11 protein-coding genes are annotated in these 13,472 nt (G+C 45.2%); 6 read left to right on the plus strand and 5 right to left on the minus strand.

The annotated features are described in order from the left end of the window. The first annotated feature begins 64 nt into the window (after window positions 1–64). The 6 genes from rapA (at window position 65) to IUA53_RS17080 (ending at window position 8,858) form a co-directional block, all read left to right on the plus strand. Window positions 65–2,890, plus strand: coding sequence for an RNA polymerase-associated protein RapA (rapA, locus tag IUA53_RS17055; protein ID WP_196897482.1), 2,826 nt, complete (start codon window positions 65–67; stop codon window positions 2,888–2,890). Next, complete coding sequence (gene rluA, locus IUA53_RS17060; protein WP_044446120.1) at window positions 2,890–3,579, plus strand: bifunctional tRNA pseudouridine(32) synthase/23S rRNA pseudouridine(746) synthase RluA; 690 nt, start codon at window positions 2,890–2,892, stop codon at window positions 3,577–3,579. Before rapA ends, rluA begins: the two co-directional genes overlap by 1 nt. Window positions 3,580–3,721: 142 nt before the next feature. Continuing rightward, window positions 3,722–4,579: a DUF3530 family protein gene (locus tag IUA53_RS17065; RefSeq protein WP_196897483.1), complete on the plus strand. Its 858-nt coding sequence runs from the start codon at window positions 3,722–3,724 to the stop codon at window positions 4,577–4,579. Window positions 4,580–4,712: 133 nt separating this feature from the next. Beyond that, entirely contained in the window at window positions 4,713–5,036 is a 324-nt protein-coding gene (locus IUA53_RS17070) for a hypothetical protein (RefSeq protein WP_081869425.1), read from the plus strand. Window positions 5,037–5,175: 139 nt separating this feature from the next. Then, window positions 5,176–6,504, plus strand: coding sequence for an AmpG family muropeptide MFS transporter (locus IUA53_RS17075; protein WP_044446118.1), 1,329 nt, complete (start codon window positions 5,176–5,178; stop codon window positions 6,502–6,504). Between the two features lie 137 nt (window positions 6,505–6,641). Next, window positions 6,642–8,858 carry an ATP-binding response regulator gene (locus IUA53_RS17080; protein WP_231401182.1) on the plus strand — a complete coding sequence of 739 codons (2,217 nt, stop codon included), beginning with the start codon at window positions 6,642–6,644 and terminating at the stop codon, window positions 8,856–8,858. 58 nt (window positions 8,859–8,916) lie between these two features. On the opposite strand, the gene IUA53_RS17085 is transcribed toward IUA53_RS17080, so the two are convergent. From IUA53_RS17085 to IUA53_RS17105, 5 genes are read right to left on the minus strand one after another with little or no spacing between them, the layout of a single operon-like run. Beyond that, window positions 8,917–9,870, minus strand: a complete 954-nt coding sequence (locus IUA53_RS17085) for a diguanylate cyclase (RefSeq protein ID WP_044055953.1) — start codon at window positions 9,868–9,870, stop codon at window positions 8,917–8,919. Further along, entirely contained in the window at window positions 9,870–10,895 is a 1,026-nt protein-coding gene (locus IUA53_RS17090) for a response regulator (protein WP_044055951.1), read from the minus strand. The genes IUA53_RS17085 and IUA53_RS17090 overlap by 1 nt, the downstream gene beginning before the upstream one ends. A 9-nt stretch (window positions 10,896–10,904) precedes the next feature. Beyond that, window positions 10,905–11,738: a thymidylate synthase gene (locus tag IUA53_RS17095; RefSeq protein WP_196897484.1), complete on the minus strand. Its 834-nt coding sequence runs from the start codon at window positions 11,736–11,738 to the stop codon at window positions 10,905–10,907. Window positions 11,739–11,746: 8 nt separating this feature from the next. Further along, entirely contained in the window at window positions 11,747–12,559 is an 813-nt protein-coding gene (gene lgt / locus IUA53_RS17100) for a prolipoprotein diacylglyceryl transferase (RefSeq protein ID WP_044446117.1), read from the minus strand. Window positions 12,560–12,564: 5 nt separating this feature from the next. Then, window positions 12,565–13,371, minus strand: coding sequence for a sulfite exporter TauE/SafE family protein (locus tag IUA53_RS17105; RefSeq protein ID WP_044446116.1), 807 nt, complete (start codon window positions 13,369–13,371; stop codon window positions 12,565–12,567). Window positions 13,372–13,472 lie beyond the last annotated feature (101 nt).

A 13,472-nucleotide genomic window follows, 5' to 3' on the forward strand; every position in this document is an offset into this window, starting at 1 on the left:
GTATTAATGACTTATTATGTCGCAATGCGTACAATACCGCCCCCGTAAAAAAGGTTGGTGATATATGAGTTCAGAAAGCCCGTTTTCTATTGGTCAGCGTTGGTTAAGTAATACAGAAACCGAGCTGGGTCTTGGTGCGGTTATTGGTGTCGATTTTCGTTCAGTTGAAATTCTCTTCCCTGCCACAGGCGAAGCGCGAATGTACACCAAACAAGAAGCGCCGTTAACGCGGTTAATTTTTGATATTGGTGAAACGGTTAAAAGTCAGGACGGGTGGGAAATGACCATCTCTGACATCGAAGAAAGCCAAGGCGTGTGCATTTATTCTGGTATCAGGGAAGACAATAAAGCCCAAGTACGCCTCTCTGAAACCATGCTGGATCACCACATTCGCTTAAACCAACCTGAGCGACGATTATTTAGCGAGCAACTCGACAATCCCAAATGGTTCGATTTACGCCTTAGTGCACTTAATCATCAATACGAATACTTACGTTCAAGTACTATAGGGCTTGCAGGAGCGCGTATATCCCTAATCCCTCATCAGCTACATATCGCGTCTGAAGTGGGCTCTCGCCACGCCCCAAGAGTATTACTTGCTGATGAAGTTGGACTGGGTAAAACCATTGAAGCCGCCTTAATCATTCACCAACAATTGCGCACTGGCCGTGCCCAGCGGGTGCTTATTTTGGTGCCTGACTCACTCGTGCATCAGTGGTTAGTTGAGATGTTACGACGGGTGAATTTACCTTTTGCTATTTTCGATGAAAGTCGATGTGAAGCACTGGATGACGATGATGCCAATCCGTTTGAAAACGACCAGCTGGTACTTAGCAGTATCGATTTCATTAGCCAAAACCCTAAACGCCAAACGCAGATTCAAGCGGCCTCATGGGATTTAATGGTCGTTGATGAAGCCCATCACCTTGCATGGTCACAAGACACGCCTTCACAAGAATATTTATGTGTAGAGGCTTTGGCAAACGCAACGCCAGGGGTGCTTCTGCTCACCGCGACCCCTGACCAATTAGGCCATGAAAGTCATTTTGCTCGCTTACGGTTGCTTGATCCTGCCCGTTTTCATAGTTACGAGGCGTTTTTAACCGAAGAATCACGTTATAGCCAGTTGGCGGACGCCGTCGCCCCCTTGCTATCTGATGCCCAGCCCAATCCAAAGCAACGCGCTAAACTGAATGACTTCGCCCCTGACATAATGGCTCACGCCGGCGATTTGAATGATGTAAAAGCTCGCAATAACCTTGTTCATCAACTTATTGATTGTCACGGCACCGGGCGAATGTTGTTTAGAAACCGCCGTGCAAATATTGAAGGCTTTCCTGAGCGTGCATTATCTGCATATCCGCTTGCCTTACCCGCGGCCTACGATGCCGCCTTAAGCGAAGGCAACCTCACTTACGCGCTTTATCCCGAACGCATGCCTACTGTGGTCAATACTTGGACGCAGGTAGACCCCAGAGTTGAGTGGTTACTCGACTTTATGAACTCGGTTAAGCCAGAAAAAATATTGCTCATTTGTGCCAGTGCACGCACAGCACAAGAGCTTGGCGAAGTGATAAGAACACAAACAGGCATTCGCCATAGTGTGTTTCATGAAGGTATGAGCATCGTTGAGCGAGATAAAGCCGCTCACTATTTTGCCGATGATGAAGATGGTGCTCAAATTCTGCTATGTAGTGAAATTGGTAGTGAAGGGCGCAATTTCCAATTTGCCCATCACTTGGTCTTGTTCGATTTACCCATTACGCCAGATTTACTTGAACAGCGCATTGGCCGTTTAGACCGCATAGGACAAATGCATACGGTACAAATCCACGTACCCTACTTAGCACAAAGTGCACAGAATGTGTTGGTAGATTGGTATCACCAGGGCTTGAATGCATTTGAAAAGACCTGCCCCACAGGTGCTGGGGTTTTTGACGACGTCAAACCCTTACTTATTGGGGCTTGCCTTAAGCCGCCAGACGACCGTGCAAGAGAAGAACTCATTAATTTAAGCCATACCCTAAATAGTCAGCTCGTCAGCCAACTAGAAGCAGGACGGGATCGCCTTTTAGAACTCAACGCGTCGGGTGAAGGTCGGGTAGAGAAACTATTAGAAGACATTATCGACCTTGATACTTCCCAGGACTTGTCACGATTTATGGGTCGCGTCTTCGACGCTATTGGCGTGCAACAAGAAGAAAAAGATAACGACTGTTTTATTCTCATGCCCACTGAACATATGGTGAGCCAAATTCCTGGGCTTGATCCAGAAGGCATGACCGTAACTTATAAGCGTCGTGTGGCCACGGTATTAGAAAATGTGCACTTCTTAAGCTGGGATCACCCATTAGTGCATACCGCCATTGATGTCATTCTTACTGATGTTCATGGCAAAAGCAGCATGGGCTTTATGGCAGATCCCACATTGCCCAAAGGGGCATATTGGGTAGAGGCGTTATTCGTACTTGATGCAAGCGCACCAAAATCTCTACAGCTAGGCCGCTTCTTACCTCAAACACCGGTGCGGATTTGTTTAGATGCGCAAGGTAACGCCGTCGATCTTGATGTGCAAATTAGTCGCAAAGTGGGCCGTAAAATTTCCTCACAGCTCATTAAGGCTTTACAACAACCCCTTACGCTTGCTATTGAAACCGCAAGAAAACTGGCGCATCAACAAGCCAACACACTATTGCACGATGCCCTGGAAAACATGCATGAAACATTAAATGGGGAAATTCAGCGTCTTAAAGACTTACAAAAACGTAACCCTGCGGTAAGAGACAGTGAAATTGCATTTATAGAAACGCAAATGCAAACGTTAAACAAGGTTATTCAGTCTGCTGATGTACAATTGGATGCATTACGTATTGTGGTAAATAATCCCTAATGGCGAACCCCTCTTTCGTGTACCGGCCTCCAATGTCACCGTATTTACGTATAGTGTATTACGATGACCACATCTTAGTGGCCGATAAACCCAGCGGGTTACTCAGTGTGCCTGGAAAGGCTGACGAGCATAAAGATGCCCTAATCGGCCGAGTAAACCATGTGTTTCCAACTGCGACTGTCGTGCATCGCTTGGATATGGCCACTTCTGGCATCATGGTGATGGCCTTGAATAAGGCCAGTCATAGGCATATATCGAAGCAGTTCGAGCTTCGTCAAACTCGAAAGCGCTATTTCGCTCGAGTGTTTGGCAACGTTGAACAAGCAGAGGGCGAGATAAGGCTACCGCTTATTTGCGATTGGCCTAACCGACCAAAGCAAATGGTGGATCATGAAAGGGGCAAACCTGCTCACACTCGATACCAAACCATACAACGAGAGGGTGACGAAACACTGGTAGCGCTATATCCGGTGACAGGTCGCTCCCACCAGCTTAGGGTGCACATGTTAGCCCTTGGCCACCCCATATTAGGTGATAGGCTATATGCCCATGAGAAGGCGCTAGCCATGGCGCCTAGGTTGCAACTCCATGCTGAATCGCTCTGTTTTGCACATCCGGTAACCCTAGAAGCAATGACATTTAATAGCCCTATTCCTTTTAGTGACTATGTGCCTAGGCCCCTTGTTTGATGAGATCAGGCCCTAGCGCATAGCGCTGCGAATGCGTTGCGCTCAAGGAGGGTTAACCCTTTTATACGCTGTATACTAGAATTTTATTGAAGAAGTCATCGCGCTTGCCGATATAAATATGAAGAAAATATACAGGTATAACATGGTCCGTTCTTTTCGTTTCATTTTGGCTTTTTTAATTGCTAGCGCATTTTGCAAAATGAGCTGGGCAAGCTTTTACAGCGACATTTCAAACGCCTTTTTACCCAACGAACTGTCTCAATTGATGGTGGGCGATACGGCGGTACCTATCTTTGACATTCCCGCTTCTACACCGCTTTCTCGCGGGGTGGTGTATATATTAGCCGACCAGTCCTCTAACGAGCTGAATCTTACGCAATCAAAAGCGTTAGCTGAATCGTTAAGTGAAAAAGGTTGGCATTGTATTGTAAGCCCTATTCCTTTAATTTTAGGCAACCCCGTTTGGACTGAAAATACAAGTGAAGATGCAAAGGGCGAGAATAGCGGCGCCCATCCAAGAATAGACAGCCGTTCAACCCAACTCGATTATCAAGCCAGTGCCCAACATCTTGTGGTATTGCTTAACGCGTTAGACAATTACAGTCAGGGACATCAAGGGTTTAGAGTGATTGTTTCCCAAGGAATGACCGCCGCACAAGTTTTAGATTTAGGGGCGCAGGAGAAAATAGCGGCACCAAGCACCTTGGTGACCCTCTCGCCATTTTGGCCAGAAGCGCAAATAAACCGTGCCATCCCTGATGTCATTGCCAGTACTAGTTTTCCCGTGCTCGATTTATCATTGCCCAATGTGAATGCCTGGGCACATCAAACAGCCTCTAAACGCAGGCATAAAGCCGCCACCTCATTAAAATTACACTACCGCCAACAGTCCATCCCCGCTCAAATTTCAACCTTTAGTCTAATGGACAATGACAAACCCCCGTATATTCATATTCTTAGTGGACATATTATTGGCTGGACACGATATTTAGGCTGGTAATACAAACGCAAATTGTTTAGTCTAATTTTTGCAATAAAACAGCAACCTAGCTTTAAATGCATCGGCGTTTAAGGCAGTAAGTTCGTAATAAACTATAATTCATTGAAACAAATTAACCAGCGGCTGAATCTCTGTGACTGTACAAGAGTTTGTCAATAAAAAAGCCAAGCAGCTGTGTTTTTATTTGCGAGCATTCTGGCATGGAGAGCTTCCAATCGAGGAGGTCGAGCTATTCTTTTGGGATAGTATGGAAGAGTGGGGCCAGATAGAATACACCTTTACGCAACCCTATACGCCCAAAGAGCGTGTATTTTGGCATTTGTTACACCAAGTTCATTATTGGCCTGAAGATAAATTGGCGCACGATACCTACCTTATAGAAGAGCTCACTAACTGTGTACTTTTTTTAGAAGGCAAAGGTCACTGCCCGTTTGACTGCGTAGGCATTCGCCCTTAAATGGCGGCGTAGAATTTTCATTTGTTAATAGCCCTTCTTGGTATCAATGGTCATTGCTATCAAGAAGGCATTATTTCCTTATTTAAGACGTTGCACATTAAGTGCTAACATGGCTCAATAGCATTTTCCCCTATTGCTGATGAGTTGTTCTTTGCTGCAGTCCCTTAAAACCTTTAACGATCGTCGCTACCTCAGTATTTTTATCTTTGGTATTGCAAGCGGTGTCCCCTGGGTGATGATTGGTTCAGTTTTAAATGCTTGGCTTGCCGATGAAGGCTTGTCGCGATCGGCCATCGGACTCTTTGGCATAGTTTTCTCAGTTTATTCCCTTAATTTCCTATGGTCACCGCTGATAGACCGCGTTAAACCCTTATTCTTAGGGCAGCGGAGAGGATGGATTATCTCCATGCAAATAGGCATTGCCCTCGGCTGTGTTGCAATGTCACAACTTACCGCTGACACGCATCTTTTCTACCTCGCTCTTTTTAGTTTCTGTATTGCACTATGTTCATCCACACAAGATATTGCTATTGATGGCTACAGAATTGATATCATTGATGAAAGCGATAAAGATGGGCTCTCTGCCGCATCGTCCGTTGCCACTGCAGGATGGTGGACCGGCTTTGGAGGCCTGGGCGCCATTCCGTTTTTCCTCGTAGATACGCCCTACTTTTATTGGCCCAACGTGTACCTCTTACTTGCCGCGGCAATGGGCATACTGATGTTAGGCACCTTATTAGCAAAAGAGCCGGCGATTGCCAGAGAGCGCTTATTAGAAAGTGCGGTGTCTCACATTCCGCTTTCAACAAAAAATCGGTTCCTAACGTGGATAAAGCAAACCTTAATTGCGCCTTTTGCTGAGTTTTTCGTTCGTAATGGGGTACAACTCGCTCTCTCTTTTCTATTGTTTATCTTTCTTTTTAAAATAGGCGAAGCCTTCCTAGGTCGCATGAGTTTGGTTTTTTACAAAGAAATTGGATTTTCAAACAGCGATATAGGCACCTATTCGAAACTGCTTAATTGGTGGGTGACTATTTTATTCTCACTTGTGGGCGGTATGGTGAATATTCGCTATGGTATCTATCGTGGTTTAATGACGGCGGGTATTGCCATGGCCGCGTCCAATTTGATGTTTGCATGGATTGCTCAATCCGGACCAAACGTTACCCTATTAGCTGCCGCTGTGATCGTGGATGGTTTCACATCAGCATGGAGTACCGTAGCCATGGTGGCCTTCATTTCGCTTTTATGTCATCGAGCGTTTAGTGCCACGCAATACGCGCTAATGGCCTCGTTAAGCGTTGCTGGGCGAACATTTTTAGCGGCGGGCAGTGGTTTCGTTGTCGATGCCCTTGACGGCAATTGGAGCTTCTTTTTCATTGCTACCGCCTTAATGGTGCTACCAAGCTTGTATTTCTTATATCGAATAAAGGACAAAATTCAACACCTTGAACACCCGCCAACCTAACAGGAACACAAAGTTGGCAATTCAGCCTTTAGCGACTAAAGTTAGGGTATATTCCATCTACCTTGGAAATTAACGCTCGCCTTAACCCGCTATATCGCGCACAACGAGACGACCTTGGCTGTCATAATGGAGTATAAATGCGCTACGTCACTCACCTGCTATCGATGTATAAAACTCGCCTTGTGCCGCTTATGTGGCTAATGCTTGGATTAACCTTATTCTTTTACGCCTATCACTACACACTGTTTCAACAGCAAACCGCCTTGCGCGCCTCTCTGCTATCTTTAAATGGTGTAGAGAATACCTTTTACAATATTGAAAGAAACGTTGAAAGCTATTACCAGGATGAAAATCTAGATTCCATTTTCGTATTACAACGTCAGTTACTTAGCCTTACCACTGAAGCTGACTTTCATTTCGTCAATTACCTAAAAACACAAGCGGACGAAATAGACTTTTCCCGCCGCATCATACAAGTTGATCAATATGAGGCGTACCGAGAATCCATTGGGAATGCGGGGCTTATTCATCAAAGTATAACCACCCTAAACCTGCTAAGAAGCTTGGTTCAATATTCTCCGGATGAGGCACTGCGGCTTTTATCAAATAAGCTCCCCTTAAACGCCATCATTACTCATTTGCAGATACAAGAACAAGTACTGATATCCCAAGAAGATGCCTTAAGTAAGAAAGCGCAAATGACGCTCAATTTGGCCTTCGCAATACTGTTGCTTAGCCTTACTATCGTATCCTGGCACCTGTATAAAAGCCGACAGCAGGCGCGTACACTCGAGGCGAATCCTCTCACCGACGAATCAAAGGAAAGTGAAAGCAATTTATCAGCTTATTCCTCTCAGTCACCTTTGCCATTGGAGCCGGGAAAAAAGCAGTTCTTAAACTTAATGAGTCACGAATTTCGCGCTCCAATAAGTGCCATTATCGCCGCTTTAGAACTACTACCGAATATGAAAGACAAGCAATCCAAATTAATTCAGCAAGCGGAACAGTCTTGCTTTCGCCTACTTAATTTGACGAATAACTTACTCGATGTGCTAAGTGATGAATCATCCATCACCCCTCACACTACACGTATTGATTTAATTAGCTTACTGGATGAATGTATTGCGCCCTTCTCAGTTCAAGTAAGGGATAAACAAGTAGAGTTCAGTATGCACTGTAGTCATAGCGTGCCCCACTACATTGACGGCGACCCCACCTTAATTGCCAATATATTAAAAAATATTCTAGATAACGCCGTTAAATTTACCTCCAACGGTATTATAGATACCAATATCACGACTAAAGTGAAGGACAAAAAAGTCTACCTTGTGGTAAAAGTGGTAGATTCAGGCATTGGCATTGGCGATGGGGAACAAGCGCGAATCTTTGAACGCTTTTACCGTGGGAGCCAACCCTATAATCAACGCTACCCAGGTGCAGGAATTGGGTTGTCGATAGTGAAGAAGTCGCTCGACGCACTGAATGGAAGCTTAGAAGTGAACAGTGAACAAGGGCTAGGAAGTGAATTCACCCTTAATATACCCATCAGCCCCATTAACGACGATGTTCCTGAGCAACACGTTTGTGGCACTGCCCGCTTTGCGATTGTGGATGATTTAGAAATATCCCGCGTTCATATTCAAAACCTCATTAATGCAGAAGGCTATAGAACGCGATGCTTTGCATCCGGTTCTGACTTACTCAATTTACATGACGAGGTACTGCAATTTTCGGGGGTGTTTGTCGATTTATATATGCCTGGCATTAACGGCATCGAGCTCATCAACACCCTTACTGCCATTTATGGCGACCGTACTCCACCGATTATTGTGTTATCAGCAACACCGGATATCGCCAATATTATCGCCAACCATAACGTTGAAGTATGGCAGTCTTTTGTGAAGCCAATTGATAAGAATAGAATTGTAGATTGTCTTCACCATTTAGCGAATCCACGAGGAAAAACATTACAAAGCTTTTCTCATGCTAGGGTATTAGTGATAGAGGATGAGGCAATAAATGCTGAAATGGTTGAAAATATGATGCTGTGCATGGGCCATATCCCCACCACCGTGCGCTCTGGGGAAGAAGCTATCATTGCGGCGAGAGAAGGCGCATTTGATGCTGTACTGTTAGATATTAACCTTCCAGACATCAATGGGCTTGAAGTGGCGCGTATAATAAGAGAACAGCACCCAAGTATTCCCATTATTGCGCTCACGGCCAATGCCCATAAAAGCGACAAGGAACAAAGCTTAAAAGCGGGTATTCGGTATCATCTAGTGAAGCCGGTTACCTTCCAAGAATTGAAAAATACACTTAGGCTGTCTTTTTTATATCAATCAGAGCATTAACCTGTATTGCATGACGTGTCGCCACTACCGTCGCAAGGCTAACAGGCATAACCTAAGGTTACTGCTCTTGCCACACGCAATATTTATTTCGGCCGGTTTGCTTGGCTTGGTATAAGGCCTGATCGGCTCGCTCAAGCCACTCCATAGGCGAATCGCACAACGGAGAAAACTCTGCTAACCCCACGCTTATATTGAACTTGATAATTTGACCTTCGTGCTCAACCTGTGAATGCTCAGCCAGACGTCTTAGGCGCTCGGCGACCGTAACAGCATTATCCACCGCTGAGTCTGTCAAGATAACGGCAAATTCTTCTCCACCGTATCTCCCCGCCAAATCGGTTTCTCTGACGCATCGCTTAATTAAATGTGCCAAGCTTTGAATAACGCTATCTCCGGCTTGATGCCCATAGGTATCATTGACTTTTTTGAAGTGGTCAATGTCTAACATGAGTGCCGTGCTAGGTTTTTCTCTTCGTTTCGCTAATTTGTAGGCTTGCTCGAAGCGCTCTTGCCAATAGCGCCGATTAAAAAGCCCTGTTAAACCGTCAATGCGACTGGCGACTTTAAGCTCGTCGTTCAGACGGCTCATGCCTAATTTACTTAATGCTTGATCGGTAACGTCATACACCATGATACAAAAACGCGATACTTCGCCATTGTCGCCGATGATCGGAAACATGGTGACATTTTGATACATGTGGTGAGCGCCACAAGTGACTGGGCGGTTTGCGCCAAATTTAAATAAATACTGACGCTGCTCCCAAATAATAAAGACAGGGCTACGTAAGTTGAAAATAGGAACCGACTTTTGCCTAAGCCACCCTTCATCAATTTCCGGAAAGTGACTAAATAAGGACTGACCAACAATATCTGCTGGCTTAATTGACGCATGATTTTCCATGAACTGGTTCCACACCTCGACACAAAAGTCACTGTCGAGCACCACTACACCTACATCAATGGCATTTATAAGCTCGTTGGTAATACTCTGTTTTAAGGCGAAGGCGTCCATCAGTTTACATCCCTGTTTGTTTCTACTAGCCGCGCGTATATTTCATTCATGGCTGCATCGGGAAACAATAACAATAAGTCAAAAGCAATGTTTCTCGATTTAATGGCGTAACCAATTTCAATGGCCATCACCTTTCCCCACTGTTTAACGTTGTCACTTAACAGGGCGGAGAGGCCTTGATGTTGTCCCAGCAAAACTGGATGCGTATGGCTAAAAGACAGGTTTAACTGCTCTGATAGTCCATTAAGACACGCGCCTATAAGGATGTTAGATACATCCATCAGTGCCTCTAACTCCACATTGCCCGATGATTGATAGTTTTCATACTTCAATAATTGAACGATATTTTGTGAGTTAGTGTCGTTGAATATGACCAGCGCTTCACCCCCCACCCCGGCACTAACAAAGCCTTTAGAAACCGCTGACACACTGTCTTTACTGTTAATTTCTGCAATGGCCATCGACAGTTCATTGCTCTCAAGTAAATTCACATTGGGAATAGGTAAATCAATAAACTCCCCGAAGAGCTCGGCTAAATTCTCTCCGGCACGCCCCATAGCGATATTCACCATTTCGCGATAGGCGTCAAACTGATCTTCAAGGGTAAGGTTGTCGACGCTTGCCGGTGCCGCGTGACGATCGCTGGCCTGTTTATCGCCACTATAAATACCATAGGCATTTAAAATATCTGATAATTTTTCGTTGTCGATGGGCTTACGAATAAAGTCGATAGCACCTAAGCTGAGCATTTTACTTCTCGCTTGTGCCTGCACATCACCGGATACCACGATGACTAAACAGGGAAGGTCGTTTTGGCGGATATAGGCCATCGTTTCATAGCCATCCATGACCGGCATATTCAAGTCGAGAAACAGGACATCGCCTTTACCCTCGCGAATAAGATCGATAGCCTGCTGACCATTTTCAGCAAATGCGATATCTACATCCCACCCATCCGGAATACTTCGTGCCATTTGTCGTCGGGCAAAGCCCGAGTCATCGCAAATTAGAACTTGGGTAGTCACATTCTTTCCTTAGATTGCTACTGGGGCTTTTATAGGTGGATGAGATTGGTAGTTCTCTAAGGTGAAATCGTCGAAACTAAAGCCAAAAATATCATTTACATCTGGGTTTATTTTCATTGTCGGCGGCGTAAACGGTGTACGGCTTAACTGTAGCTCCACCTGCTCTAAGTGATTACTGTACAGGTGAGCATCACCTAAGGTATGAATAAACTCGCCGGGCTCTAAATTGCACACCTGCGCGACCATCATGGTAAGAAGAGCATAGCTGGCAATATTAAAGGGAACGCCGAGGAAAATATCCCCGCTTCGCTGGTATAACTGGCAACTTAACTTACCTTCCAACACATAAAACTGAAACAGCGTATGGCAAGGCGGCAAAGCTTGTTTACCCATTGCGGCATTTTCTTTCGGAGAATAATCGGTATCGGGTAAAACAGCTGGGTTCCAACCGCTCACGATTAAACGACGGGAATCTGGGTTGGTTTTAATTTGTTCAATAAGCTCTGCAATTTGGTCCACAGAGGTGCCGTCTCCGCGATCCCAACTGCGCCACTGATGACCATAAACAGGCCCTAATTCGCCTTCATCTGTGGCCCACTCGTCCCAAATGCTGACGCCATTTTCCTTAAGGTAGGCGATATTTGTTTCGCCTTTTAAAAACCACAAAAGCTCGTGAATAATAGACTTTAAATGGCACTTTTTGGTGGTAACAAGAGGGAACCCCTCTTGCAAATCAAAGCGCATTTGATAACCAAAAACACTCAAGGTGCCGGTGCCTGTTCTGTCTTCTTTTTTCACGCCGTTGTCACGAACGTGGCGCATTAGCTTAAGGTATTCTTTCATTATTTTTCTTATGTTTTCGTTTGTTCAACTTGCGTGGATGAGCGCGTATAAGCGCGAATGATCAGCGCTAATCCTAACGCAATCATTGGTAAACAAAGTAGTTGCCCCTGACTAAAACCTAATTGGTACAAACCAATATGTGCATCAGGCTCTCTGAAATATTCTACGAAGAATCTAAAACTGCCATACCCTAAAAGGAATAAGCCGCTCGTGGCCCCTACAGGTCGTTTTTTCGCAGAAAACAGCCATAAAATAACAAATAGCACCACACCTTCAAGGGCAAACTCATAAAGCTGCGATGGGTGGCGTGGCACACTGCCCGCATTAGGGAAAATGATGGCCCAAGGCACATCTGTGGTTCTGCCCCACAACTCGGCATTTAAAAAGTTACCAATTCGCCCTGCACCTAACCCTATAGGCACTAAGGGCGCAACGAAGTCCCCAAGTTGCAAAAATGTGGTTTGCATTTTTTTTGCCTGCCAAAATAAGGCGGCAAGCACCCCGAGTAAACCGCCGTGGAAGGACATTCCACCGGCCCATATTTTAAATAGGTACAACGGATTATCTAAGAACATGCCAAACTGGTAAAAGAATACATAGCCTAACCGCCCGCCAAGGATAACCCCGACAAAACTCCAAAACAGCAAATCACTTAATTGGTCACGATTCCAATTTGTTTGCGATAGACGCTTTTGTGCAAGTAAATAGGCGGCGATAAAGCCGACAAGATACATCATGCCATACCAGCGTACGCTTACTGGCCCAACACTAAAAATGACGGGGTCAATACTCGGAAAAACCAAATAACCACTTTCAACCATACGTTTTATTCTAATCCTGAAATCATTTTAATACTTACCACTACCAGCAGACATGCCAAAATGGCCTTTAACACCTTTGTGTTCACTTTTTGCCCCACCTTTGCCCCAATAGAGGCAGTAAATACCGAGGTAGCCACTATGCCTAAGGTAGCGGGTACAAATACATATCCTACACTGCCAGGCGGCAAGTCAGGCACATTCCAACCGGCAATAACAAAACTCACTGTACCAAAAATAGCGACGATTAATCCGCCGAAAGCGGCGCAACCAATAGCGCGGCGAATATCGATATTAAACCAAACTAACGCAGGAACTAACAGCGCTCCGCCACCTATGCCCATTAACGCGCATACCACGCCAGTGACAGCCCCAATGGAGGCAAGCATAATAGGCGAGGCATTATTCCCTGATGCCTTCTGTTTACCAAACAACATTTGCAATGCGATGACAATAACAAACGCAGCAAAAATATTTTTTAACCATGCCCCTGACATATAACTTGCTAACTGCGCGCCTATTACTGCACCCATAGCGATACCTAAGCCGGTATAGCCCACAATGGTACCGTTCATATTTCCTAGTCGGTAATGCGCTGATGCCGAGGAAAGCCCCGTAAAAATGATGGTTGAAAGCGATGTAGCCACAGCCACAGGCATGACATTGTCTATGGTCATACCGGCAAAATGAATGAGCAGGTAGGACAAAATAGGCACAATAATCAATCCGCCGCCAATACCTAACATGCCCGCAAGTAAGCCAACGACAAGCCCTAGCACCAAACAGCTAATAAATATAATTGAAACGGGTTCCATCGCTTCCCTCTATCTAGCGATTAACAAGCCTACCATAATCTCAGCTGACTGCACCCGACTTTATACTTTAGTCTACATGCGACTGTGAATACAATCTATTG

This window comes from Alteromonas sp. B31-7, from assembly GCF_015767655.1.
Lineage (GTDB): Bacteria > Pseudomonadota > Gammaproteobacteria > Enterobacterales > Alteromonadaceae > Alteromonas > Alteromonas australica.

What these genes read in the sequence shown, in the direction of transcription:
- rapA (WP_196897482.1), top strand. Translation starts at nt 65, where the DNA reads ATGAGTTCAGAAAGCCCGTTTTCTATTGGTCAGCGTTGGTTAAGTAAT.
- rluA (WP_044446120.1), top strand. Translation starts at nt 2,890, where the DNA reads ATGGCGAACCCCTCTTTCGTGTACCGGCCTCCAATGTCACCGTATTTA.
- IUA53_RS17065 (WP_196897483.1), top strand. Translation starts at nt 3,722, where the DNA reads ATGGTCCGTTCTTTTCGTTTCATTTTGGCTTTTTTAATTGCTAGCGCA.
- IUA53_RS17075 (WP_044446118.1), top strand. Translation starts at nt 5,176, where the DNA reads ATGAGTTGTTCTTTGCTGCAGTCCCTTAAAACCTTTAACGATCGTCGC.
- IUA53_RS17085 (WP_044055953.1), bottom strand. Translation starts at nt 9,870, where the DNA reads ATGGACGCCTTCGCCTTAAAACAGAGTATTACCAACGAGCTTATAAAT.
- IUA53_RS17095 (WP_196897484.1), bottom strand. Translation starts at nt 11,738, where the DNA reads ATGAAAGAATACCTTAAGCTAATGCGCCACGTTCGTGACAACGGCGTG.
- IUA53_RS17105 (WP_044446116.1), bottom strand. Translation starts at nt 13,371, where the DNA reads ATGGAACCCGTTTCAATTATATTTATTAGCTGTTTGGTGCTAGGGCTT.
- lgt (WP_044446117.1), bottom strand. Translation starts at nt 12,559, where the DNA reads ATGGTTGAAAGTGGTTATTTGGTTTTTCCGAGTATTGACCCCGTCATT.
- IUA53_RS17080 (WP_231401182.1), top strand. Translation starts at nt 6,642, where the DNA reads ATGCGCTACGTCACTCACCTGCTATCGATGTATAAAACTCGCCTTGTG.